21 protein-coding genes and 1 pseudogene are annotated in these 26,597 nt (G+C 39.9%); 3 read left to right on the top strand and 19 right to left on the bottom strand.

Going from position 1 to position 26,597, the window contains the following annotated elements; genetic code table 11:
• The 7 genes and pseudogenes from Q0R88_RS10490 to Q0R88_RS10460 form a co-directional block, all read right to left on the bottom strand.
• Positions 1-592, bottom strand: a pseudogene (locus Q0R88_RS10490) (glycoside hydrolase family 92 protein); the annotation flags it as partial.
• A 24-nt stretch (positions 593-616) separates the two neighbouring features.
• Positions 617-1,288 (bottom strand): basic secretory protein-like protein, encoded by a 672-nt coding sequence (locus tag Q0R88_RS10485; protein WP_295715825.1) that lies wholly within the window; start codon positions 1,286-1,288, stop codon positions 617-619.
• Between the two features lie 95 nt (positions 1,289-1,383).
• The gene (locus tag Q0R88_RS10480) at positions 1,384-2,352 is read right to left on the bottom strand and encodes a DUF5007 domain-containing protein (protein ID WP_295715823.1); all 969 of its coding nucleotides are present in this window, start codon (positions 2,350-2,352) and stop codon (positions 1,384-1,386) included.
• Positions 2,353-2,375: 23 nt separating this feature from the next.
• A complete protein-coding gene (locus Q0R88_RS10475) occupies positions 2,376-3,065 on the bottom strand; it encodes a hypothetical protein (protein ID WP_295715821.1) in 690 nt (229 codons plus the stop codon).
• An 18-nt stretch (positions 3,066-3,083) separates the two neighbouring features.
• Positions 3,084-4,577 (bottom strand): RagB/SusD family nutrient uptake outer membrane protein, encoded by a 1,494-nt coding sequence (locus Q0R88_RS10470; RefSeq protein WP_295715819.1) that lies wholly within the window; start codon positions 4,575-4,577, stop codon positions 3,084-3,086.
• A gap of 31 nt (positions 4,578-4,608) precedes the next feature.
• Positions 4,609-7,863 (bottom strand): SusC/RagA family TonB-linked outer membrane protein, encoded by a 3,255-nt coding sequence (locus tag Q0R88_RS10465; RefSeq protein ID WP_295715817.1) that lies wholly within the window; start codon positions 7,861-7,863, stop codon positions 4,609-4,611.
• Positions 7,864-8,502: 639 nt separating this feature from the next.
• The gene (locus tag Q0R88_RS10460; RefSeq protein ID WP_295715816.1) at positions 8,503-9,528 is read right to left on the bottom strand and encodes a LacI family DNA-binding transcriptional regulator; all 1,026 of its coding nucleotides are present in this window, start codon (positions 9,526-9,528) and stop codon (positions 8,503-8,505) included.
• A 354-nt stretch (positions 9,529-9,882) separates the two neighbouring features.
• Here Q0R88_RS10460 and Q0R88_RS10455 point away from each other — a divergent pair, with 354 nt between their 5' ends.
• Both Q0R88_RS10455 and Q0R88_RS10450 read left to right on the top strand, forming a co-directional pair.
• Positions 9,883-11,214: an amino acid permease gene (locus tag Q0R88_RS10455; protein WP_295715814.1), complete on the top strand. Its 1,332-nt coding sequence runs from the start codon at positions 9,883-9,885 to the stop codon at positions 11,212-11,214.
• A 2-nt stretch (positions 11,215-11,216) separates the two neighbouring features.
• Positions 11,217-12,377 carry an aminotransferase class I/II-fold pyridoxal phosphate-dependent enzyme gene (locus tag Q0R88_RS10450; protein ID WP_295715812.1) on the top strand — a complete coding sequence of 387 codons (1,161 nt, stop codon included), beginning with the start codon at positions 11,217-11,219 and terminating at the stop codon, positions 12,375-12,377.
• Positions 12,378-12,469: 92 nt separating this feature from the next.
• On the opposite strand, the gene Q0R88_RS10445 is transcribed toward Q0R88_RS10450, so the two are convergent.
• The 7 genes from Q0R88_RS10445 to Q0R88_RS10415 form a co-directional block, all read right to left on the bottom strand.
• A complete protein-coding gene (locus tag Q0R88_RS10445; protein ID WP_295715810.1) occupies positions 12,470-13,561 on the bottom strand; it encodes a phosphatidylinositol-specific phospholipase C1-like protein in 1,092 nt (363 codons plus the stop codon).
• A gap of 81 nt (positions 13,562-13,642) precedes the next feature.
• Entirely contained in the window at positions 13,643-15,271 is a 1,629-nt protein-coding gene (locus Q0R88_RS10440; RefSeq protein ID WP_295715808.1) for a RagB/SusD family nutrient uptake outer membrane protein, read from the bottom strand.
• A gap of 24 nt (positions 15,272-15,295) precedes the next feature.
• Positions 15,296-18,298 carry a SusC/RagA family TonB-linked outer membrane protein gene (locus Q0R88_RS10435; RefSeq protein WP_295715807.1) on the bottom strand — a complete coding sequence of 1,001 codons (3,003 nt, stop codon included), beginning with the start codon at positions 18,296-18,298 and terminating at the stop codon, positions 15,296-15,298.
• Between the two features lie 393 nt (positions 18,299-18,691).
• Positions 18,692-19,318, bottom strand: coding sequence for a dienelactone hydrolase family protein (locus Q0R88_RS10430; RefSeq protein ID WP_295715804.1), 627 nt, complete (start codon positions 19,316-19,318; stop codon positions 18,692-18,694).
• A 2-nt stretch (positions 19,319-19,320) separates the two neighbouring features.
• A complete protein-coding gene (locus Q0R88_RS10425; RefSeq protein WP_295715802.1) occupies positions 19,321-20,256 on the bottom strand; it encodes a ring-cleaving dioxygenase in 936 nt (311 codons plus the stop codon).
• Positions 20,257-20,469: 213 nt separating this feature from the next.
• Positions 20,470-20,952, bottom strand: coding sequence for a hypothetical protein (locus Q0R88_RS10420; protein WP_295715799.1), 483 nt, complete (start codon positions 20,950-20,952; stop codon positions 20,470-20,472).
• A 426-nt stretch (positions 20,953-21,378) separates the two neighbouring features.
• Positions 21,379-21,768: a hypothetical protein gene (locus Q0R88_RS10415; RefSeq protein WP_295715797.1), complete on the bottom strand. Its 390-nt coding sequence runs from the start codon at positions 21,766-21,768 to the stop codon at positions 21,379-21,381.
• 503 nt (positions 21,769-22,271) lie between these two features.
• Between Q0R88_RS10415 and Q0R88_RS10410 the strand changes: the two genes are divergently transcribed.
• Entirely contained in the window at positions 22,272-23,381 is a 1,110-nt protein-coding gene (locus Q0R88_RS10410) for a restriction endonuclease (protein WP_295715795.1), read from the top strand.
• 222 nt (positions 23,382-23,603) lie between these two features.
• Here Q0R88_RS10410 and Q0R88_RS10405 read toward each other — a convergent pair whose 3' ends face one another.
• The 5 genes from Q0R88_RS10405 to Q0R88_RS10385 all read right to left on the bottom strand — a co-directional run bounded on the left by Q0R88_RS10405 (position 23,604) and on the right by Q0R88_RS10385 (position 25,988).
• Entirely contained in the window at positions 23,604-23,795 is a 192-nt protein-coding gene (locus tag Q0R88_RS10405; RefSeq protein WP_295715793.1) for a hypothetical protein, read from the bottom strand.
• A gap of 13 nt (positions 23,796-23,808) precedes the next feature.
• Positions 23,809-23,958 (bottom strand): hypothetical protein, encoded by a 150-nt coding sequence (locus Q0R88_RS10400; protein WP_295715791.1) that lies wholly within the window; start codon positions 23,956-23,958, stop codon positions 23,809-23,811.
• A gap of 55 nt (positions 23,959-24,013) precedes the next feature.
• Complete coding sequence (locus Q0R88_RS10395) at positions 24,014-25,069, bottom strand: DUF932 domain-containing protein (protein ID WP_295715789.1); 1,056 nt, start codon at positions 25,067-25,069, stop codon at positions 24,014-24,016.
• 4 nt (positions 25,070-25,073) lie between these two features.
• Positions 25,074-25,241: a hypothetical protein gene (locus Q0R88_RS10390; RefSeq protein WP_295715786.1), complete on the bottom strand. Its 168-nt coding sequence runs from the start codon at positions 25,239-25,241 to the stop codon at positions 25,074-25,076.
• 210 nt (positions 25,242-25,451) lie between these two features.
• Complete coding sequence (locus tag Q0R88_RS10385) at positions 25,452-25,988, bottom strand: hypothetical protein (protein ID WP_295715784.1); 537 nt, start codon at positions 25,986-25,988, stop codon at positions 25,452-25,454.
• Between the last annotated feature and the right edge of the window lie 609 nt (positions 25,989-26,597).

Genomic DNA, 26,597 nt, shown 5'->3' with positions numbered 1-26,597 from the left:
TCCACACGTTTTTATCGGGGTAGTTATAGATCCCCGCCATCAGGTCCAGGACGATATGCGACTGGTCGGATTTGGGAAAGGTGTATTGGTGGAAGCCTACCCGGGCCGTGGTAGTCATCTCGGCGGTGATATTGCTTTCATTCAGCTTTACTTTATAGTAATTGGCCTGGCTTACCTCGTTCTGGTGCGAAAAGCCGGAGCGGTAGCCGCTGCCCGGTTTATCGGCCGTGCCGGGGTTGAGTTTTAATTCGCCTACGGTCGGCATGATTAAAAAGTCGCCCAGGTCGGAGTGGCCGGTACCGCTGAAATGGGTATGGCTGAAGCCTACAATTGTTTTATCATCATACTGGTAGCCCGCGCAGTATTTGTATACATCGGGGTTGTATTTGCCGTTCAGCTCGTAGCCTGCCGTATCGGTTTCGGGACTCAATTGTACCATCCCGAAGGGAACTGTCGCTCCCGGGTAAACGTGTCCCATCCGCTGCGTGCCGATGATCGGACGTACATATTGTACTAAGTTTTCGGACGGGTGGGTTTGCGCCTGCAGGGAAATTGCCGGACTTAAAAGTAATGCAAAAAGAAATTTCTTCATTTTATCTGTAAAGAGAGCTAATTGTTATATAGCTGGATTGGCAGCATAAGCCGTCCAAAGTTGGTCAAGTGTTTTGCCGGTTTCTTTTTTCCAGCTATCATCTGTAAACGTGTGGTCGCGTAATTGTTTGTCGAAAGTTTTTACCACACCTGCTTTGTAATTTTTTTCAGTCCAAACCAAAAAACGGGCGGTAACACGATAAGCGTTATCATAATTTTGAGTAGATTTAAATTCAGGCAATGCCCAGTGCGCACCTGCATTATCAACACCAAATTTATTACGGGCGTAATCAGCAATGCCTTCGGTTAACCATCCCGGACCAGCGCTATCACCATAATCCTGTACAATGTGCATCACCTCGTGGGTAACCACGTCAATATCTTTAGGATGTTTGGTCATATATTTTGAGCTGAACACCACGCGTGCGTTTGCCGTTGCAGCTACGCCATCATAGGCAGTATCAATAACAAAGGTTACGTTCTTAGTAACTTTTTTATTGTACTCTTTTTCAAGCTTTGGATATACTTCAAAAAAGGTTTCTTCAAGTTTAGCTATCTCCGCTTTATCAAAACCCGCATCCTGGTTTATAACCGTTAGCTTGTATCCGTTTTTATTAATTACCTCGGTTGATTGGGCATGACCGGCGGCACAAAATGCAAAAACCCCAATTACGTTCAAAAAAAATATTCTCTTCATTATTTTATGTATTGTTTTATATTATTCAAGGTTGAAAATACCCGGCACAATCAAGTTAACAGGATTGTACCGGGATTATTGTTATGGTATTGTTTTTAAATAGGATCGCGGGTAGCGTGTTTTAATTTAACCGTGATTAAATAAGTACCTTCCTGCGAAACCCTTACAGAAAACCTTGGGTTGTAACTATAATTCCTCCCTGAAGTTGGCGTAAAACCCGGATCGATCTTTACAAATTGCCCGGGGATACGGTAATACATCAAAAATCCCTGCGCCGCTCCCTGGTATGGAAAAGGAATAACCTCAAAATTACAAGTTAAAGATGTATCAGAAACTATAACCGGGTGAAACTTTGCAAAGGTTGTAAAATCACTTCTATCACCACGTTTAATGTATTCGTTCTTTTTAGGGTTAAACGGCACTCCATTTTTATCAACTATCTTTAAGATAGCCAATGTGCCTTTGGGCGATAATTTGGTTACCGTAACACTCGGCTGGCCAAGATCTCCGTTTGTGGTTGTGCCGTCGGCAAACCATGCACTTCCTCCCTGATCAATATCGGCAACGGGGCCATCGTACAAATTAAAAGTGGCCACGTTTTTGATATTCTTTGTACCGTTCTCGTTAGTTGCAGCGATATCAAATTCATATGATCCCGCAGGTGCGTTAGCGGTAGTACCGAAAAAGGTAAACCCACCGGTATGTTCGTTAAACTCGAAAGTTGGTGAGCTAACAATTTTACGGCGGCTATTTAGTAAAGCTACCGTGGTATCTACATTTGGGTCAAATTGCTCTATATAAACATATCTGTCGCGATTTTTATACAGTGAATCTGCATGTTTATGAGTAACAGCATCTCTTATATCCAATAACCTATAAGTTACCGGCGCGCTTGAGCCATCGTTATCAACCGCAGATGTTTGCACAATATTTCCTCTTTGAACCTGTATCGGGCTATCGCGATAACGGATCTGTCCGCTTAAAAAACCATGAGGTGCCTTAACGCAGGCCACAACACTTGTCGCTATTATGGCGACGGCCAAGATTTTATAACTTTTTTTCATTTTCTTATTATCTAAAAAGTTTATTAATTTGAAATGTTACCAAAATAGGTGAATGTGTGGTTATTGCTTAGTACATGCAATACGCCCGTTGTGGTAATTATACCGGTAGTTTGGCAAAGTGTATAAAGAAACTGCCGGCTATCCAGCGCCGCTATACCATCAATAGTTGTGGGTACCGAACCACCGGGTACCAATGGAACAACTTTGGTAAAGAATATATACTGCGGGTTTGTTGTAAAAATGCCACTGGTATAATCAGTTGTTGGTAATAACTGCATCAGGCGCCTTTCGCCATCTTTTGATTGCACGTATACTCCCTTTTGGGTAAGATTATCCCTGCTATACTTATCTTTAAACATGTATGATTTTAAAGAGTCCTTCAGCGCAACAAAATCAATGTCATCAAACTTGTAAACCAAATTTTCATCGTTTTGGGTAATACGCAGCTGAGCTTGCTTAGACAATACATAGTTGTGGATAGAGTAATTTGTCATCGCGAAAAATGTTCCGCTGGTGTTTACCTCATCCTTTAGCTGCATTTTATTGATCATAAGCACCAGGGTATCAAACGCGTGATTAGTTTTCAAATAATCATAGGTAGTCATGTTCACCTTAGCATTAAAGGGGGTACCGCCAATAACATAGTCCTTTTTACAGGAGAACAGCACGGTTGCCGCAAATAAGGTGAGTATAAATATTTTTAATGTTTTCATTTTATGCTATTTAAATAGTTATAATTTCCCTTGCCAGTAAGGTGTTTGCGTTAATACAAAATCATCTTTGAACATACCCGGGTCAATTGGCCATAAGTTACCGCCCGCGTTGATCCTGACATCATCAAATCGCTCGTTATAATCTCCTATAAAACTTGAGGTTGGATTGCTGATTTGTTTAGTACGCACCAGATCATAAAAAGACTGGCCCTCATAAAACAGCTCACGAAGGCGCTCTTCCAGGATAGTGCGATTAAGATCATCGCCTGTACCCGTATAATTATCAATACCAGCCCTTTGACGGATAGTGTTAAGTAACGTTACTGCCTCTCCATCGCGCCCTAAATGATTCAGCGCCTCAGCTCTAAGCAATATAATATCTGCCAGGCGGAAGATGATGATATTATTAGATAACCTTGGATCGTTCTTGGCAGAACCATCGGCATAAGTAATGTTTGAGTATTTGATGGTTTGCCCGTTTGAACCTTGAGCCTGGAAAAAGTATTTCCGGTATCTCAGGTCGGTTGTATCCGGGAATAACTTATTTACATAGGTTGTATTAACCGGCCACTGTAAACTTGACTTGGTAGCTACAAACGGGTATGCAATAGTTGGAGCATAAAGCCCTCCATATGGATTATTAAGTGAGCCGCCTTCGTTTTGGCCATAGCTGATGTTGATCTCGAAGATACCTTCAACAGATTTACCAATGAACACCTTGCTAAACTGTGAAGTATCACTAACTAAATGATAACCACCGCTATTAATTACCTGTGCTGCGGCCTGCTCACATCCGCTATAGTCATGCATCCATGCTTTAATGTGTGCTTCCAAAGCAAGAGCGCTGCCTTTGTTTGCCCTTACCGCACGCTGATTTTCATCGCTGTAACCAAATACAAGGTTAGCTTCGGCAGTTTTTAAATCGGCAAGGCATTGTTTAAGGACATCGGCCGCCGGGGTGCGGGGTATATTTTTGGCCTGACTAACATCCAAATCAGGTTCTAACTTCAAAGGTACTGCGCCCCATACCCTACTCATATAAAAGTAAGTAAACGCACGCAGAAAATAAGCTTCGCCTATGATCTGTTTCTTTTCGTCCTGGTTGGCAAAGGTGTTGATAGGAATATTAGGCACTTTGTTAATTACCAGGTTTATTTGCTGTAATAGCTGGTAATAGTTTAACCAGTTCCAGTTACCAGACCCAACATTTAGCCCTGTAAATTCGCCGTTACTAATGTTATAGTTTCCATCATCCTGTCCAGAATTGATACTAAACTCACCTGCAGGTGCATCGCCATAAACATGGAATGAGTAGTTATTGGTTAATACCGACCGCAACAACGCGTATGACCCAGCAATTGCCGTATTGGCATCAGTACCATTTTGAAAATACGCATTTGTAAAAGTGGAGTTATGCGGTTCAACGTCAAGTATCTTTTTACAGGAAGTAACACTTATTAAACCAGTTACCAATAGTAACCCGGCGGTATATTTTAATATGTTCTTTTTCATTTCTTTTCTTATTATCAACATGTATAAAATGTTAAAGGGTTATATCCAGGCCAAGTGTAAACTTTTTAGGGATTGGGTATCCGCTGCCATTATACACACCAAAAGCGTCAACTTCTTCAGCATCAGGCACGTTTGATTTTTGGAAAATGTGCAGGTTATCAACCATTCCATATACCCTTAAATGACTTACATGCAGTTTTCTTAAAATACCTTCTTTAAATCCATAAGAAAGGGATACAGTTTTTACACGCAGGTAATCGCCATTTTCAACCCATGCAGAACTTACAGCCGCGTATTTATAATGCGTTCCGCTTACCGAACTTAAAGAAGGGTATTGCGCTACATCACCAGGATTTTTCCAGTAATTGATGCCCGAAAGATCAGGGAAAGCATTATGTGTTATATCATGATATGGATCAGGATCGCCATCATCATTGGGTACCAGATGCGATAACTTACCTACCAGGTAATCATTGTATATATCGCGGCCTAAAGTGAATGTACAGAATACAGATAATGTCCAGCTTTTTAAGCTAAATGTGTTAACAAATCCACCGGTAAATTTAGGATTTGGATTACCCGCAGGTACATAATCTGTTTGATCGAGTGTGCCATCGCCATTTGAATCTTTCCATATTGGGTCACCGCCTTTAAACGGATAACCATAAAAATTTAAAGGCTGACCTGTTACCGGATTAATAGGAACATCTTTATCCGTTTTGTAAATACCTGTTTGTTTAAACAGATTATATTCGTTTATAGGCTGTCCTTGCCTTAAAACATACTTATCTAAATAAATATCGCGGCCGCCATTGGGTAACGCGGTAATTTCATTTTGGTTATAGGCAATATTAAAGCTGGTTTCCCATTGAAAAGCACTTTTAGGAGCAAAATAGCGGGCTATGAATGATGCCTCAAGGCCCCTGTTTTGTGTACCGATAGAGTTGGTTACAATAGTAGTATAACCCGTGCTCACCGGCAATTGAAGCGAGAAGATACCCTTGCTGGTATTTTTCACATAGGCATCTGCCGTAAAGCTGAACCTATTGTCGAGAAAAGCCAAATCAACCCCAAGGTTAAATTGTTTTGAATGCTCCCAGGTAAGGTTTTTGTTGCTTAATCCTCCGTTAAAATTAGGAGATATGGCCGCAACCCCATTATAAGTATAAGAAAGGTTTTGGCCTGTTTGTGGGCTGCTGCTACCAGAGAAACCACCTGCGCCTATAGCATAAGTATTGTATGATAAATAGTTATCGCCACCATCAGGCTGCCTTCCGGTAATACCGTAGCTACCACGAATTTTAAACATGCTTAGCCAATTTTCGGTACCTCTCATAAAAGGCTCATCGCTTACTATCCAGCCTGCAGATACTGAAGGGAAATAACCTACCCTGTTACCCGCGCCAAATTTTGATGAAGCATCGGCATTAAATACGCCTGATAATAAATAGCGACCCTTATAATCATAGTTCAACCTTAAAAAACCGGTTTGAATACCACTTTCAATTAAATCTGAGTAAGCTGTTGAGCTGGCTTTGTTTAGCACTTTTACAATCGAGATTTGATCATTAGGGATCCCATCCGCTTCCGCATCAGTTGCCCTGTAGTTATGGTACTCGGTATTTTGACCAATCAACACGTTTATATGGTGTACATTATTTAATGTTGTACTGTATTGCAAACTATTACTCATTAAATAGTTGGCAGAGTTATCTACAAAGCTTGATGCATATCCTGTACCACTTAACCTGACACTGCCGGGAGTATAGGTATCCCTGCGGCTGCCTGCACTTTCATAGGATATTACAGTATTAAATAACCAGTGATCAGATATTTTCCAGTCGATAGTTGGGCTTATGGTAATACTGTTATTGGTATTAGCATCTGTTGAAGGGTTGGAGCTTCCAAACAGAAAATCCTTATTATCCTGTGATAGATATAAGTTTGAAGGAGGCAGCGGGCTATTGGCATAATAACCACCTGTAAACGGATTTACGTTCCCGCTCACATCGCTCAATGAAGTTGGGCGATCAACCCTGTAAAACCTGATCTGGGTGCTGATCTTCAATTTTGGAGAGAGCGCGACACCCACTGTACTGTTAAATGAATAACGTTGCAACCCTGTTTTTTTGATGATACCAGCTTCATTGTAGTAGTTTAAGCCGTAACGGTAGGTTACTACATCGTTACCACCAGTCATAGATAGCTGGTAGTTATCAACCTGCCCTGTTTGGTATAATTGGCCCCTGTAATCGTTAGCGTTATTAAATGCAGGATTTAGGGTATCGGTCAAAATCTGTGGGATACTTTGCAAGTTTTGATAGTTGCCATAATGCTGTATCAACGCAAGTTTCGCCCTTGTCTCGGCAGCACCTGTAAGTACTTTATCCAAGTTAGGTTTATCCGTTATACCGTGATAGGTTGAAAAAGTGATCCTTGGTTTACCGGCTACACCCTTTTTCAAGGTGATGAGGATTACACCGTTGGCGCCACGTGATCCGTATACTGCAGACGCAGATGCATCCTTTAATACATCGATGCTTTCGATATCGCTGATAGGGATACCCGCAAGCGCATCGGTACTGGTTCCGCTACCATAATTAATGGCGGCTATATCTTCAGTGCTTTGCGTAACTCCGTCAATTACGTATAATGGACCAGAAAGAGCTCTGGCAAGGCTTTGCTTTCCTGATGTGGTACCGGTATTGTTATCAATATTACGGCTAACCGCGGTGTTACCCCTCAAAACTACGTTACTGCGTACACCAGGCTCGCCAGAAAAATTCTGAACATTTAAACCAGCAACACGTCCCTGTAATAGCGCATCCAATGTTGGCGCAGGGATATCGGCTATAGCCTTAGGATTAATAGATGTAACAGCAGCACTGATGGTTTTGCGTGCTACAGATTGGTAGCCAATTACAACTACATCTTTTAATGCTTGCTGATCTGTTTTAAGAACGACAACCAAGTCTGATTTAGCTCCGGTTATTTTAATAGTTTCTGGCAGGTAACCAATCATCCTTACAGAAATTGACTTACCTATTTCAACTTTAATTGTAAATGCACCTGAAACATTTGTAGAGATACCAGATGTTGAACCTGCCAATAAAACAGAAGCACCAGGTAAGGGACCGCTGGCGTCCTTAACAATACCCGAAACTGTAACCTGGGTACCCGTAGCCGGGGTAGTTTGGGCGTGCGCGGTAAATACTCCCAAAACAAGTAGTATTGGAATTATGCACGCGTAATAAAAGATCTTTTTTTTGTAAAAAAATTTAATCATAATTAATTAATAAAATGAGCAGTTAATGATTGTTGATATGAAGCAATGCCATATCGATACTGTAATAGGGGTTTGAACAGCGGCGCTGTTATTTGCTTTAAGTTTTAGTTGTTTTTCTATCCATCCAGTTGGTTTTGGTTATTAATTTATATATCAATTTAGGTAAAACGTTTTATCAATTTGTGCACAAAAATGCTGTCATCCAGGCAAACACAAAAGAAATTTAAAACCGGCGCATCCAATAATGCACCCTGACTGGAAATGAAAGCTCAATTTTCCGAAAGAACAAATATTTATTTCAAATCGTTAAGAAACGATCATTTTAGTTTTTAAAACTACCTGTTCTATCAAGAGATAAACCCTTCAAGATAAATCGTTTTATCAATATAATCACACGTAGTTAACAATAGAATAATCCAAATATAATATAGTAAAATGTTTTACCAAAACTTAATCGCATTTTTTATTTAAAAACATTAATTTTTGATATAATGGCAATAAAAACAACACATTAAAACTAAAATGATTAAAATAATTTAGTTTTAATGTTCAAATTATGCGCAGAAACAGAAATAGCAATAAATAGAAGCTTCTGAAACAGCTATTTATTGCCATAAATGATTATCGAAGGTAAAAAAACTATTTTACCACTGCCGTAGATCCCCGCTCAACAAGCGTTGCTGGTATTTGAAGTTTAATTTTGGAGATATCGTACTTTTCGTTGCTCATTTGCGACAGCAATACATCTATTGCCGATTTGGCGATCTCGTAAGTTGGTTGTTTAACCGTAGTAATACCGGGTGGGTACAACTCAAATATTTCGTTATCGTCAAAGCTGATAACAGCCAGGTCGCCCGGTATATTTAATTTGAGCTCATTGATACTTTGCAGCCCCATGGTGCCCAGATAGTTCGTAGTAAAAAATACCGCATCCATTTGTTTGTGCTGTTTTATAAATGTTTTTATAGCGTTTACAGCCTCTGTTTTATCAATATCAAAGGGCACCTTAAAAATCAGCTTTTTATCTTCCTTTATATCGCCAGCCTTTAATGCATCCTTATATCCCTGCATCCTATCCTGCAGCTGAATTAGCTCCAAATCAGCCGTTACAAAACCAATATTACGATAGCCGGAGTTGATAAGGAACTGAATAGCATGATAAGAACTATTGTAATTATCAACCAACACATGCGGAATATCGAGATCAGGAAAATAGCCGTCTATCAATACCACAGCTTTTTCATTTGTCACCAGGTTTTGTATTTCTTTCTCCAAACCCTTTATGGGGGTTATAATGTATCCATCAACCAATTGCTGCGATAGCATTTTGATCACATCTCTCCCCTTTTGAATATTATTGTTGGTACTACAGTAAATGACTCCATAGCCCGCTTTTTCGGCCTCTTCCTCAATTACTTTAGCCATTGCGCCAAAAAATGGGCCGCCTATGGTCTCCACTATCAAGCCAATAACCTTTGATACACCTGTGCGCAAGCCAACAGCCATCCTATTGGGCTCATAACCATTGTTATGGGCCACATCTAAAATCTTTTTACTTATCTCTTTACTTATACGCCCCTTCCCGTTTAAAACAAACGATACGGTGGTTATAGAGGTATTGGTAAGCTTTGCAATATCCTTGATTGATATTTTTTTGTTGATCATGCTATTTTAAGTTTCCGGTAACCTGCGGTATGTAAATGCGGGTAATACTGCTTACCTCCAAAATTATAAATTAATAGTACAGTAAGGCCATTATCTTCCCCGGCTTAAACCCGGTTAACAATATTTAACATTTCAAAAAAAGCTTTACAATTAACTTTAAGGTTTATAATAGCCACAATTAGTGCCCTGTGGCTAAATATAACAAATGATTAACCTGCTTTTACTAAATATTAAGCAATAATTTCAATAAATGATAAAACCTTTTACTAAACAACATATTAATTTATCAAAATCTTAACTTACCTTGCAAATTACATGATGATAAAAATTTAAAGCCGGTACATTTCAATTAAAATGAGCATAATTCCAAAACTTAACCGTTTTGATCTGTCGATGATCGTTATTAGTTTGGTTATTGGCATGGGTATTTTTGCTACCCCTGCCGAAGTAGCTACCAGCTTAAGCAATCCTTTTTTATATTTTGGAGCCTGGTTTTTTGGTGGGGCAATAAGTTTATGCGGGGCCCTCACTTTTGCCGAAATTGGTGCCCGGTATCCAACAACGGGTGGCTTTTATAAGGCTTTTTCCTATTGCTTTCACCCCGCGTTTGCTTTTATGATCAACTGGATCCTGGTGATCAGCAACGCCGCGTCTGTAGCCGCGGTTGCCCTTATCGGTGCCGAATATATAAATCCCATCATTATGCCAAAGGATTTACAAAATGACATGGGTATAAAGATCACTTCCATTTCATCTGTACTTATTTTATATATCATAAATCTGCTGGGGATTAAAATGAGTGCCCGAACTCAAAATGTACTTACACTGTTTAAAATAAGCATGATACTTGTTTTGTGTGCTGCCGTGTTTAAAGGCCCCACACCTGCTATTGCGAATCATGCATTTAAACACATTGGCAATAACAGTATATACGGCTTTGGCGTAAGTTTAATAGCTATATTTTTCACCTATGGCGGCTATCAGCAAACCATCAATTTTGGAGGCGACAGTATAAACGCGAAAGTTAATATCCCAAAGGCCATTTTCAGGGGAATGATCATCGTTATCTGTTTGTATATGCTCATCAACTTTGCCTATTATTCAGTTTTGGGAATTGGCGGTATGCAGCACCAGCCGGCATTGGCGGCTACATTAGCCGGCGTTATTTTTGGCGCCATGGGTTATAAAATCATATCGCTACTCATGTTTGTTTCTGTACTTGCGTTTATTAACGTAAATATCATGGCTAACCCAAGGGTTTACTATGCCATGGCCGAGGATGGAATACTCCCCCCAATATTTAAACATATCAACCCCAAAACACAGGTGCAGGAATTTGGATTAAGCTTTTTTGTGGCCGCTGTATTAATCATATTGTTCTTTGTAAACTCCTTTGAGAAAATGCTGAACTATGTAATGTTTTTTGATACAGTGGGGCTTTCAACAGCCGCCTTATCCATTTTTATTTTGAGAAAAAAAACAAAATATCTCGACGGAACAGGAATATATACTATTAAATGGTATCCCTTAATCCCCGTTGTTTTTATTACCAGCTATTGGTTTGTTACTACATCAATTTTTATTGAAAACCCCTTGGCTGCCCTCATATGCCTTTGTGCATTTGCAGCTGGCCTTGTTATATATTTTATTACCAAACGCACCCAAAAACCAATTTCAACATCTTAATTATGGATCTTTCATTTATTTTAAATGAACTGGGCGAAGACCGGGAGAATTATTTCAATGCAGTTTCGCCGCCTATTGTACAGTCAAGCAATTTTGCCTTTAAAACGATAACCGACTTAAGGCTGGCTATGGCCGATGAATTTGGGGCCAACTTATATTCACGCGGGCAAAACCCTACACTTACTATTTTAAGAAAAAAACTGGCTGCATTAGATGGAGCCGAAGACGCTTTATTATTTAACAGTGGAATTGGGGCCATTAGCGTATCTATGCTTGCGTTGCTTAAAGCCGGCGATCATGTTATTGCTGTTAAAGATCCTTACAGCTGGACAGAAAAACTGTTCAATGATTTTTTATCTAAATTTAACATCACTACCACATTTATTGACGGAGCCGATTTCAGCAATTTTGAAAACGCGGTGCTGCCACAAACACGTATTATCTATTTAGAAAGCCCCAACACTTTCACCTACCAGGTGCAGGACATTAAAAAAGTAGCTGCCTTTGCAAAGTCGCGCGGAATAATAACCATGATAGATAATAGTTATTGTACGCCGCTCTTCCAAAAACCTATAAAAATGGGGATCGACCTTGTTGCACAATCGGCTACAAAATACATTGGAGGGCACTCTGATATCACAGCCGGCGTACTTACAGGAAGCAGAGCCATGATCAAAAAAATATTCGATCATGAATTTATGAACCTTGGCCCTGCCCTTTCTCCTCACTCTGCATGGTTACTGCTAAGAGGTTTAAGGACCCTGCCTTTACGTTTACACCGGAGTTTTGAAAGTACCAAGATAGTTACCGCATGGCTGAGCAGTCATAAAGCTGTGCAAAGGGTACTATGGCCTTTTAGTGCTGATTTTGATCAAACAGAACTTGCTCATGAACAAATGCAGGGCTGCGGCGGCCTATTCAGTTTTATTTTAAAAGATTCCTCTTTCGCAAAAATCGAAACCTTTTGTAATCAATTGCAGCACATCCTCATAGCGGTTTCATGGGGAGGCCATGAAAGTTTGGTGGTACCGGCAATTGCATCAATTGCAGAGCAGGACTACAGTGTTGTAGATGATCACCATCAACTCATCAGGATGTATATTGGATTAGAAGAACCACAATATTTGATAGATGATTTAACACAAGCATTGGCAAAGGTTTAAAATAAATAAAACCGGCCCAGGGTGCGGACCGGTTTTATATTGATAAAGCCCCTACACCATTAAAAGATATGGGCTGAATGCAAACAAGCAGATTATTTTGTTGCCATCACAGTAGCATTTTTAAACAGAGGATTTACTTTAAAATAAGTTCCTCCGCTAAAGCTGATCATGTAATCAGATTTAAAGTGAGTGCTTTTTTGGTAATAATCAGTACTAATAATTTGTGCGCCCGATTCCTGGGCAGCTTTGAAAGATGATTTATCATCATTACGGGCTTCCTCGGTATCAGAGTCCGCACGGGTACGGATGATGTAGCCTTTTTTTACCAGCCTTTTTATTGCTGCCAAATCTTTTTTAGCATCGTTCATGATATGAATAGCAGCCTCAGGAGTTCCCGGAAGCGCGTCGGCAAACAATACCCGTCCTTTAAGTGAAGGATGGCCTGCTATGTAAGATGCCCTTTTAGCTCCTTTCTCATCGAGTATAAAAATAAATTTACCCTTTGCGGCTTTCAATGTTGGCCAGTTGTTGTGCAATACGGCTGTTTCAAGGGTTTTATACTTTCCGCGTATATCATCGGGTGTTATTAAGTATTGTTTGCCAAGGTTATCTAATATAGCCTTGTCAAGTTGGTCAAACGTTTTGGATGTGAATTTTTCGGGCACGGTAAAGCCCGGTTTCTTCATTCGCTCATCCTTTGCATTCATGGTAATAAAAATAGGATTATGATCAGGATGCGCATCACTCCATGTTTTCAGTTCCTGCAGGCAAAGTTTAAATGTTAAACAGTTGCTGCGGTAATCAATATCCTGTATATGAAAAACCTTAAAGCCGGGCTCTTTCATTACACCTTGTGTATCATAAGGTGGTTGACCAGGTACCCAGTCAAGCCCTTTAGGGTGTGCGTATTTACCGCCTTTAGCATCGGCATAAACATCTATTTCCAATGCATTTAAGCCCAGGTTAAGCTGATCGGAAAGGCCGATATGGTCGTAATCAATTTTGCTCATCCCCACAGAATCGCGCTTTTGCAAAAAACGGAATAGTTTAGGATCAATAGCCCGTTTATAACTGTTGTGTGATCCTATCACCTGGATCTTATTTATAGTGAGATCCTCCTGATCATTTTTTAAAAACGAAAGAGGAAGTAAAAGACTAATCAGTAACCCGCTAATAATTTTCATTTTTTATTTATTTTTCTATTTAATTAAAACGTAAAAAGCGCAAAAGTTTTACCTTTTGCGCTCATTAATATCAACTATAAATTAATACCCAGGATTTTGTTTCAGGTTTGGATTTGTTTTTAATTCGGTTGATGGAATTGGATATAACCTGCGGGTAGGATCGGTGTTCATTTTCAGGTCATCCGTTTTACCACCGGCAACCGGCAGCGGATACTCTTTTTCAAACAAACCATAACGGATCAGGTCATTACGGCGCCATGCTTCCCATGAAAACTCACGTGCACGCTCATCCAGCAAAGCATCCAAATCAATTGTTGTGGCGGCCTCTGCGTGGGCACGGGCACGCAGTTTGTTTACCAATGTAAGCGGAGTTTGTGTTTCGCCATTTATGGTTGTTGGTGTTGCTCCACGTAATATAGCCTCTGCTTTCATCATGTAAACATCAGCCAAACGGAATACCGGTACATCATTACTGTTTAAACGGGTTGCCTGAATAATGTTAACATCAGGGTAGTATTTGATTGAACGTACACCTTCTGATTGAGAGGTAAGCACATTGTTACCCAAATCCATTGGTTTTAATCCCGTTAAGGTTAATGTAGGAATAAGGTTAATCTGTGTGTTCGGCGGAACTCCCGCAGTTCCTACAGGATAGTAAACAGGTTGATTGGTAAAGCCACCACTACCATCCGGATAATATTGCGGACCAGCCAACCATGTTTTGGTGCGGTCGTCGCCCGGAATATTAAAACGGTTATAGAACTCGGGCGTAGTGCTCATGGCAATACTTAAACCTACGTTAAAGCCGTATGCATTTACCAGGTAGTAAAAGAAACCGAAACGGGTAAACTGGTTGCCCGGTATTTGCTGATCATAAGGTACTGCAAATATGGTTTCATTAATCGCCGGGCCGTTGGTTGGCAAAAATATGTCCCTGTATTTAGCATCCAGAAAATAGTTGGTGTTGGTCTGTACGCTATCGCACATCGTAACGGTTTCCTGGTAGCGATTGGTTCCGGTATACACACCAGAGTTCAGGTACATTTTTGCAAGCAGTGCAAACACCATACCTTTTGTTGGGCGGCCGTATTGCGATACATTTGTTGATGCACTGGCGGTTTTGGCCGGCAATAATGGTAAAGCGGCTTTAAGCTCGCTTTCAATAAACTCGTACACTTTAGCACGCGGCTGATTGGCAGGTTGTGTAGTTACCGGAAAATCGGTAATGATAGGTACATTGCCATAAAGATCCATCATGAAATAAAGGTAAAGGGCACGCATTGTTTTAACTTCGGCAACTGACGCTGCTTTTTTTGCTGGTGTTGATGACGAAGCGTTAATTACTGTGATAATACGGTTACACGTATTAATACCACCGAAACCCCATTGCCAAACGCCTATTACGTTAGGGTGATCAAAGGTCCAGGTGTGGTAGTGTAATTGTCTGTACTGACCGCCATCGTCAAAGTTACCGTCACGGGCAGGCAAGATAGCTTCATCAGTAGACATATCCTGCATGCGCCAGTATGGCACCGCGTAGCTTGACGACAGGTTTGAATAAATGGTACCAAGCAATGCGGTATAATCGGCATCGGTAACCGGGAAGTTTGATTTTACGTATTGTGATTCAACAGGTACATCTAATTTTGTACATGAATATGTGCTCATGATCACAGCAATTGCGGCACATATTATAATTATCTTTTTCATCTTTTTTATCTCTTTCTGATTTTTTTAGAATTGTGCAGTAACACCTACGCTGAACGTGCGTGTTTTAGGATAGAAATCGCGATTATCAATACCTGGGGTTAAACCGCCGATATTAACTTCGGGATCAACACCACGGTATTTGGTGATGATAAAAATGTTATTGCCCGATGCATAAAAACGCAGGCTTTTAAAAGCTTGAACGTGTGGCTTAATGGTATAACCCAAAGTAGCGTTATCCAAACGCAGGTATGAACCGCTTTCCAGGAAACGATCGGATACCAGATAAGCATTGATATCCTTAAATGATTCGCCCAAAGTATACGTTGGGATATTCTGCAATTTTGAGTCGGCCGGGTTGTTCAATGAGGCAAGGGTTGCGTTCAGGATCTTGTTGCCATACACCCCGCGTACCAGGAAGTTAAGGTCGAAATTTTTATAGAAGAAACTGTTGCTCCAGCCGTAAATCAGTTTAGGTTGTGCATCGTATTTAATAAACTGATCGGTAGTAAGCGGTTGGGTAGCAGTTGTTGATCCGTCTGCTTTTTGATAGGTACTTACGCCGTTAGCGTTTTTACCTAAATAATGCCAAAGGTCAAATGTACCAACGGCATAGCCTGGCTGAATGATCTGGCTGTAGTTACCAGACTGACCTTTACCGCCTAACTGGGCTGTTTGAATAAAGTTAAGGCCAAACTGGCTGTTTGATAAGCTTTGTACAACGTTTTTGTTATGCGAAACGTTGAATGAAGTGCGCCAGGTAAACGCCTGTGATTTTACCGGCACTGCGTTAATAACAACTTCAATACCGCTGTTTTTAATTTTACCTACGTTAGCAGTATAAAACGGATAAAAATACAATGTGGTTGATACCGGGTAGGTATAGATCAGATCAGATGTTTTTTTGATATAATAATCAACCGAACCGGTGATGCGGTTGTTGAGGATCCCAAAATCTAAACCAATGTTGGTGGTTGCAGTACTTTCCCATTTCAAATCGGGATTATCATTACGTACAGGGCCAATAGGGTTAACAATGTTACCATTGCTTACAAATTTACCGCCGCCCGGAGGAACGCCATAAATTAACCTTGCAGTAAAGGCGTCGAAGCCTAAACTGTTACCTGATACTCCATAGCCAGCCCTTAATTTTAGGTCGCTGATAACCGGAATAGATTTCATGAAATCTTCGTTAGTGATCTTCCATCCAGCAGAAACAGCCGGGAAGTAACCATGGCGCTGGTTAATACCAAATGCCGATGATCCATCTTCCCTGAGTGAGGCCTGGAGCAGGTATTTATTCGAAAATTCGTATTGACCACGTGCGTAAAATGATACGAACCTTAACGTTGAGATATAGTTAGGGTTGAAAACTATTTGCGAAAGCTGGGTAGGGTTAGAAAGCGCCAGGTAGTTATAAGTCAAAGCATCATTTGAAAAGCCTTGGGTTTGCACACCAAATCCATCATTATTACGATCTTGCTGATAAGAGTAACCGCCTAATAATTTCAGCGAGTGCTTACCAAAAACACGATCATAGTTAAAATAAGCCTCAACAACGTTGCTGGTATTAGTGTAAGCACTGCGTACAGCTACGCCACCTGCGTTAACATATATCCCCGATTTGCTGGTAGAGTAGGTGTTAACGTTATTTTGTTCTTTTTGAGTTGACCCTGATATTGTAAACTTTAAACCTTCCAATATGTCGACAGAAGCAAAACCATTGATCAGCGTTTTGTTATTCTCTGTTTTGGTAAAGTTGTTATTAATTAAGCTCAGCGGGTTTAACGGGCCACTACCAGTACGGGAGTAGTTTTCCTTATAGGAACCATCAGGATTAAAGGGACTAACCGTTGGCAGGTAGAATAAAATACCTGATAATACCTGACTTTGAAATATATCGTTGTTTTTGGTAACACTATTGGTAAGGGTGATACCCAGTTTTAAACGATCATTAAAAAAACGCTGGTTGATATAACCTTTGTAAATAGTACGCTCAAGGCTGGTATTTTTCAATATACCATTGTTTTTCATATAGTTTACGCTTGCACCATACTCCGAATTGGTACCGGCGCCACCATATGAAAGATTGTGATTTTGCGAATAGCCTGTACGCTCTGCAAGTTTTTGCCAGTTGGTATTTGAGCCGTCATCATCAGCAGTGCTTAATTTAGCCACGCCATTGTCAGTTAAATATTTACGCAACTCATCGCCGGTAAGTACATCAATGTTTTTTGACACGTTTTCAACAGCACCATAAGCGCTGTAAGTTAACCTTGTTTGACCGGCTTTGGCCCTGCGGGTGGTAACAATAATTACACCGTTTGCAGCACGCGAACCGTAAATAGCAGTTGATGACGCATCTTTCAATACATCAATGCTCTCAATATCCGCAGGAGCAAGCAGATCTATCGATGCGCCCGGTACGCCGTCAATTACATAAAACGGCTGTTGCGCAGCACCTTCACGCAGGGTTGAAGGGCCCCTTAAAATTGTTGCAGGTTGTTTGTTTGGGTCGCCGCTTTTGGTGATGTTTAAACCAGCTACCTTACCCTGCAAAAGTTCGGCAGGGGTAGTTAATACACCCTGGTTAAAATCTTCTGCTTTAACTGAGGTAATTGCACCGGTTACATCTTTACGGCTTGATGTACCGTAACCAATAACCACTACATCTTTCAATTGCTTGGTATCAGTTACCAGGGTAACGTTAATAACATTTTTTGTGCCCACGGTTACTTCTTTAGGTACCGATCCTAAAAACGTGAACTTTATAACATCATCAGCTCCGCTTACGTTAACCTGGTAAGCGCCATTGCCATTTGTTGTTGTGGATCTTCCGGAACTTTTAACAGTTACCACTACACCGGGCAGTGGAGCGTTGTTTTCATCAGTTACTGTTCCTTTTATTGTTTTACCCTGCTGAAAAGCAAATGCACTTGCCGAACCAATCAGCATGCACAGCAAAAGCATAACTGCTTTTGGCTTAAAATCATAAAACAACCTTAAAATAAGTCTGTAGTGTTTTTTCATAAGTTTCAATTAATTTTTATAAACCCTTTTTGCATGTAAGAAAACTGCCTGCCAAAGAATGTTAGCAAACGATATTTCGTGCAAAAAAACGCTTATGTTGTTAGCTGGAAATAAATTGTGTATTAACTTATTCGCAAGTAAAAATCAATAATTAGGGTAGATATAATTGGACTTAAAGCTAATAATTAAATTATATGTAAGAAAACTTTACAACAAGCAAAAATACATTAACATACGATTAACATATTTTTAAAGTACCCTGTAATTCCGGATTTATATTATTTAAAAATAGACCGCGATTTTAAGACAAAAAAATGGGGCATAAATCTATTTAAAGACTTTGCCCCATAAAGGAAAACACAAGTATAGTACTGATTTAAAGCGTATAGCTCATTAAATATCGAATATCAATTGATTTGCAAGATCAATCTCCTGCTGGGTTATAGTATGAGGGCGACCCTTATAAACTTTAAGTGTAACCGTGGCATTAAGCTCTTTCATAACTTTTACACTTTCTTCTACCCTAATTAATGGCACATGCGGATCGGGATCACCTGTGGCTACGAGTATAGGTGTGCCTTTAAAATCTCCTTTATATTTGTCCAGGATAACCTCCTCGCCTATCAGGCCACCTGTAAATGCTACCGCACCCCCATATTGTTTAGCATTTCGGCTTATATATTCAAGCGTAAGACAGGCACCCTGAGAAAAACCTAGGAAATAAATTTTTTCTTCAGGGATGCCATCTGCTATTATTTGCTGCGCCAAATCTCCTATCACCTCAAGTGCCGAACTCAACGCCGGCTGATTTTGCTCCTCAGGCGCCATAAAGCTATATGGATACCAGCTGTTGTTGGTAGCCTGTGGCGCATATATGGCCATATTTTTAACATTTAAATCGCCGGCCAAACTAACGATGTTTTGAGCACTACCACCCCGGCCGTGTATCATGATTAATGCAGCCCCGGCATCTTTCGCCGGGGTACCTGCTGTTATATATTTTTTTTGATGTGTGTACATGATCAATATAATTTTGGCAATGTTCTTTCAAGTGTACTGCGAAACTGTTCGTGCTGTGCAGGCAATTTTAAGTTAGTACCTAATTCATCAACCGGCTCATCAACTGCAAAACCCGGATTATCGGTAGCCAGTTCAAATAACACGCCACCTGGTTCGCGGAAGTACAATGAATAAAAATAGTTCCTGTCAATCTTATCGGTAATATGCAAACCAAGGGCTGCAATTTTTTCCCGGTATTGCATTAATACTTCTTCGTTTTTAACCCGGAAGGCAACGTGGTGTACAGATCCGCCGGCTACGTGGCCAGCAACTTCACCGGCAACCTCAACCAAATCAACTATTGCTGCGTTTTCAACAGTATCGGTAATAAAGCGATAACGATTTACATGCTGTTCTAATAAACGGTAACCAAATACACCTGTTAAAATATCAGCTGTTGGTTGCATTTTATTGGTGGTAATAGTGATGCTATGAAAACCTTTTGTGGCATTATCAGCCTTAACCTCATCAGTTTCCCATGGTAAGCGGGCATCTGTATTTTTAGAGGCTATCAATTCAAGCTTTAATCCGTCCGGATCTAAAAATGTAAGATATGGTTCGCCAAATTTTTCAGCTACCTTGTTGTAAATTACATTTTTTGCCTCAAAGCGTTTAAGCCAAAAATCAAAGCTGCCTTCGGGTACAGAGTAACCAATTTCTGTAACCTGGCGTGCGCCTCTGCGGCCCGGAGAAATATTTTCCCAGGGGAAAAAAGTAAGTATTGTGCCTGGTGTACCTTCCTTATCACCATAATATAAATGGTAGGTTTCAGGGTCATCAAAATTCACTGTTTTTTTCACCAGCTTAAGGCCAAGTACTTTGGTGTAAAAATCATAGTTACGTTTAGCATTGCCTGCTATCGCTGTAATGTGATGGATGCCGTTAATTGTATTTTCCATGATAATATTTTTTAGTGTTTGTTTTATTTACATCAAAATTACCTTGTAATCTGTCCAAAAAACTTGACCTACAACAAGAAATTTAAAAGCAGGGATTAAAAAATTTCGGCCTGATTTTTTAATATTAGCATTCTCCATGTTAGCAAACCACCATAAAAAAGACCACCCTGAGGCAGTCTCCTTTAAAATATTATGAAATTCTATTTTTCAATATTACATAGCCCCGCCGCCGGCGTACTGCAGCATTAAATCAATTTTACCATCCTTGTTAAATCCCCAAACTTCGTGAATACGCGATTTAACTTGCTTCCCATCTTTATCAGTAAATTCTTCATTTCCCCAAATACAAACTGAAACCCCATTCTTGTCTGTACTTTTTAAGCTCACCCATGCATCTACAGTAACTTTATAATTTGTTATTGAACTTCTGAATTGCTTTGCATTGGCAAGGTTTTCGGCTTTCCCTTTTATGTTATTCCCGCTTGCCCACATCATGTTTACCGTGTCGGCGAACCATTCAAGATGTTTATCCAAAGCATTGTTTTCAAAATCTTTCCAAAGCATCAAGACTTTTTCTGAATAACTTGGATCAGCAATTTTGAAACTTGATGAATAGGCAGCGGTATAACCGCCGTGGGCCTGGCTCATTGCCGCAAATGGCATCGCCAATAAAAAAAGAACAAATAGCTTTTTCATGATTTAGAGATTTAAATTTAAGTAACTGGTTTGTTACACTAAAGCTATAACTTAAATATCTAACAATCAAAATTTTATAAAACTGTATACTATGCTCACATTGCCCGTTGGTGTGATTTTTTGGAGACTTATGACGAGAATCGAGCGGGCATGTACATCTTCTTTTTTTAAGAACACGATTGAAATAGTTTCTTCACTCGCCTGGGAGTTAATCCAGAAAACACGGACTTGATTGCAAAAAAGGGACGAAAATCTCAAAAAGGATGTAGTCCTTGACCCGAAGCAAGTTAGTATCAACAAAAAAGCCTCCCATTTTCATGAGAGGCTTTCGGGTCGGTTATGGTTTATATTTCGAACAGTTTATAGCGGACTTAAAAAAATAGCTCGAATATGAGGACGGTCATGGTGCAAGATTGAACCGAATATTTAATCGTAATTAAATTTATACAGCCATATAGTTACAAACATAACCACGCTATACATAATTGTTAATTGAATCCTTCCAGAAGCATTTGGTAATACAATAATAAATGAAGTATACACTAAAATAAAGCTTGTTATAGTTAATGTGATTTTTATTATATAAGTTTTAATCGCACGGAACATCAATAATAAAGAAATAGTGTATAGTAGAAAAAAACTTGGTGCTGAACATAATGCGCCAACAATGATCGCGAAAAGCATCACTCCAAAACTTGTTGAACTAAAGGCAGTAGAATCCTTCTCTATGAGATAACCAAATATTAAAAGCAATAAAGGTGACAAAACTGCTGTTGTAACCCAAATCTTTAAAAGATAGATAACTAATTGCTTCATGATTTAGGTTTTACTTTTGTTATCCGACTGAATGGTTTTAATGCAACCAAAATTGCATAATTCTATAGTCGTTTTGATATAATTAACCAAACACTTTTGTTAGCTAACATATAAAGTTAAAAAATATAACCCTGTAACATACTTTAGTAACTATATGAATTTTGATAATCATCAAAAAAGCCTCCCATTTTCATGAGAGGCTTTCGGGTGCTTAGCAGTACAAATATCATCAAAATTTATCGCTGATTTGAAGCGATTGGCCGATTTACCAAAAAAAATTAAAGAATATGACGAACTGCTGAAAGGTCATGATTGGGGTTTTTCGAGTGATTCGTGGGGTGAAAATAAGTAACATGATTTTATCCATAGTAGAGAGTTTACAAATGCTCTACTATGGATATTTGTATTGTATTCATATCTACTATGGTATTGTTTGGTTTATCAGGAAATATGTAAGTTAGTACCGCAGTTGGAATCAGAACTCAAATAATTTCTTTTATTAAATGCAGGGCTACACCTTATCTGAGAATTTAACAAAAACATTTACTGGCCGCAGCGCGGAGTTAGAATGGCTTGATAGTCGATTATCTCGGCATAGCTATTCGTTTACGCCAATGATAATCACTGGTGCCGGAGGCGTAGGAAAAACTTCGTTAATCAAATATTGGCTGTCAACAAAGCGCTTAACAAGTACCCCTTATTGGTTAGATCTTTATGCTAACAAGGAATATTCACTCGATGATTTTGTAAACCAAATTGACAAAGTTCGGCACGGCGATTCCATGATCGTTGTTATTGATGGCTCTGAGGCCTGGACAGAAGAACAACATGAGCAGGCTGTTTCAAAAATCTTTAATTACAAGGCGGTCTCTGCCTTAATATTTACTTCGCGAAAACAAGTCAAGCTAAGGCGTTATGAACAGTTGAACTTGGGCCCGATGTCCGACAATGAATCATCTGATCTACTAAAAAAACTATTGCCGGATATTTCGCAAGAAAGTTTACTGCTGGAAGCGGTACTTGCTACTAAAGGCTATCCCTTAGCAATTTCATTACTTAGTCGGTTACTTCAAACAGAACCGGATTCTATCAATGCGCTGTTAAAGAAACCCTTATATGAGCTTTCCAATAACATATTAGTTCCAAAGAATGAAATATTAATAGCTGCCCCACCCATCATCATTACTGCCAATAAAAATTTAGCAAGCTTATTAAAAAAACAACCGAGTGATTTACATAAACTAACACCGAGAGAGTTTGAAACATTATTAGCCGAACTGCTTGCTGATATGGGATGGGAAGTCGAGTTAACCAAACAAACAAGAGACGGCGGGACAGATATATTGGCCTATCTGAATACAGATATTGGCCGTCTGCTTTGTCTTGTGGAAGCCAAACATTACAGGCCGGACAGAAAAATTGGAGTTGATCTGGTGAGAACCCTGTATGGTACGCTTTGTGATGCACAGGCTAATAGCGCAATGTTAGTTACCAGTTCGACGTTTACAGCTGATGCAAGAGAGTTTCAACAAAAACACAAATATCAATTGACATTGAGGGATTATGCGGACGTTGTAACCTGGATTTTAAAATACGGTAGCAAACAGAAATAATTTGGCTTCGTAAATCAGGGTATCCTGTTTTTTTGTTGGGTAAATGTATGTTTACGCAGTTATAGAACGAAGTAAATGGCGCTTTTATGATCGTAAAAGACGCTTAAAAAACGCCAAAAAGCCCCCAACTACCCTCCGCTAATCGCTCAACAGATGGGTAATTAAGGGGCTTCCTGCTACTTTTTGACCTTAAACAATGTTTGCTATAACAAAAAAATAGCGTTAAGCAGAGGGGCTTATATCCATCACCTGTTCGTTATTGTCAATAACGCTTTTCATCATATTTTTAGCTAAACTAAGCTCAAAATCATCCGTTTTGGTCATTGCTAAATTGTCCAGTCCTTGCAGGAGTTTTAGCGACCGGGCTATAATTCTAATAGCGCGGTAATCTGTCTTTTCAGCTAATATGCTCATTCGCTTAAATAATTTATAGTTCAACAATTAAACCATTCTGACAGTCTGCCGCCTCTGTTACAGCATCTGCATAGTTTTCAAAAACAAGGTTATTTCCGTCCTGGTCGGTTACGATAATGGCGTATTCGGGGCCACCATGCAATTCTAATATGATATATGACATCGTTTTAAATTCCAGGTAAATATTAAAGGGGGTGTTTAGCCCCCTATGATTAATGTTAGTTTAAACCGTTCCTGGCAAATTCAGCACATAAATCAAATGCGGATTGGCTACGCTGTAGCCCTGTACCATACATGATACTTTTAAACTTGCTCTCGTCATCTTTGTAATTACGCACATTCTGAAAGTACCCGGTAACCGCATTGTAAGCCCCAAACAAAGTGCCTTTGGTGGTGGCTTCCTGCTGCGTGGGGCTGGTTAAAGCATATTCCATTACGCTACTCACCATATTGTTATAGGTTGTAGATAATTCGTCTTGCTTCCCGGTTTGCAGGTTTTGCAATACTTCCTTATTCGGCGCCATTGCCACCTGTATCAATTTTTTTACGGCATGGTCGGTAATGCGGATTTTAGCCCAACGGTTAAACACCTCCTCCAATTCATCAGCTAACTGGTTGGTGATACCTAATAAATGATGCGCCTGTTTTAACCGTTCGTTTGCGCTGGCGGTATGCCTTATTTTAATACCGTTGCTATGGTTGCGCATAGCTGCATTAAGCGTGTTGGCACAAACTATCCTTACAGGCGTAAATGCTGCGGTTATACTGCCGTAACCATCGTGGGAAGTGGTTAAAAAAAGGTACTGCTCGATTAGGTCGTCCCTGCCCACCCGGATATAATCGGGCAGTTTAGCGGTTATAAAAATTCGCTCCCCCTTGCCCAAAGCACCACAAGTTTCATATAACACCCCATCTTTACCGCCTACGATGCTATCGAAAAACTCAAACGCATTAACATTCTGTACCACTTCATAATCCTTGCCGACTACGCCCAAAACTTCGTCCGTATCCGTGCGCACCGTTGCATAATGGTCGGGTACATCTACCCTCCATTCCATAACCACGTCATTATCTTCCGTTTCGGGGTTTGTATCATCCCCATAAGTAAAAAGATTACGTTTTTCAACGGTATAATCTAACTGTGCGTACCGTATCGCTTCCGCGCTGGTCGGGTAATTTTCTATAACCGTTCCCAGCCCATGCCATGCTTTTTCTTTCACACTCATAAATGAGTGTTTGCCTGATTCCTCGTTATAATTCAGATTGTGTGCCATGCTTTTAATTTTTAGTTTTTAAGTTCATAATTTTTGTTTCCAGTACCTTCACATTGTTGGTACTGCCGATGTAGTAAACCGTTTGATTTTGCAGTTCCTCAATAGCATCATGTATTTTGGTATGCGTGGTTTTAATTACCACTTTGATCAATAGATACACGGTATCTTTCATGAGTTTAGTTATTATAGGAATTGATAAATCCGGTTAACTCTATTTGAAAATCTGCGGGGTTTTCAAATGCTAACTGTTGTGCATAACCCTCCCAAAATATTTGATTGGTTAATTCGATAAATAACTCTAACATTGTCTTCGCTTTTTAAGAAAATAGAAGTGTTAAAAAACGTTCCCTGCAATCTTATACAGGGAACGTTTTCCATTTAATTAAGCGGGAATAATAATGCCTGCTTCGATTTGCGCCAATTTGTCTACACAAAGGGCGTTAACATATTGCGCAACATGAAAAATGATTACCGGGTTTTTAGTAGCAAAGCTTTTGCCCTTATCGTCCTCAATGGTTAATTCGCAACGGGAATAGTTGGGCACCCCGTTTTCTTCGGCTTCATCCTTTTGGTTAATCTCGAACGCTTCCAAATTTTGGATGGTGTCCAGTAATTTATCCCGTTGCACCTTACGGCGGTGCAGTTCTTCCACTAACTTTAAAGTACCCTCTAAATTCAATACAGGTTTAGCAGGTTCCGGCTTAACCGCTGCTTTCGGCTGTTCCGTAACAGGTTGCACCGCTTTAACGGCTTCCGCCTTTGGCTGTTCGGTTTCTTTTTTTGGCGTTTCTTTTTCCGCCTGTGCTATTGCCGATACGGCATTAACAGGGTTACCCGCAACAAATTGAGGATTGTTTTTTTCTTCTTTTACGGTGTTTACTGCTTTAGCTTGTCCGTTGTTTTTTACTGTGGTTTCCATTATTTTATGGCTTTGAAGTTTATACCCTGCTTACTACCATTCGGCAGGAGCCTTTATTGGCTTTTTGTTAAGCAACCTCACCTGAATACAATCCCCTTGTAAAGCAAGACTTTGCGAAAAAAAATACGCTCGGCCCTTGCCGAGGAAGATTTTTTTTCAGCAAACCCGCAGGGCTTGGTCTTGATGACAAGGGGATTGTTCAGAAATTTGCCCTACAAACAGCCTAAAACCAGTTAAAAAACCTTAAAAAAAAGGTAAAATGTGTCGGGTAAAAAGTCCTTGTGATTTGAGCGATGCAATTCGCGAGGCTCAAATTACAAGGTCTTTTAAAATGCAGGGAAGCTGCTGAATAGAGGAACGGAATGAAGCTACTGGAGCTGCTGTCTTTAGTTATGGTAGCTTTTAACCAATGGTTGACACAACCTTTAGGTTATGTTAAGGTCGAACCTCGCTATCCGTGAGGGATAACAGCGGCATGTGTGACTTGTTGTCCGTGAGTAAAGTAAGCGGACATTACAAAATGTTCTTTGTAATAACTGATTATCTGGTGAATGGAGACACCATTCCATCTATTTGAACAGATGAAAACACTTCCCTCATTTATGCAGG

Source organism: Mucilaginibacter sp., from assembly GCF_025362475.1.
Classification (GTDB): domain Bacteria; phylum Bacteroidota; class Bacteroidia; order Sphingobacteriales; family Sphingobacteriaceae; genus Mucilaginibacter.
The sequence above is the reverse complement of the archived record's forward strand: the minus strand, read 5'-3'. Positions and strand labels throughout refer to the sequence as shown.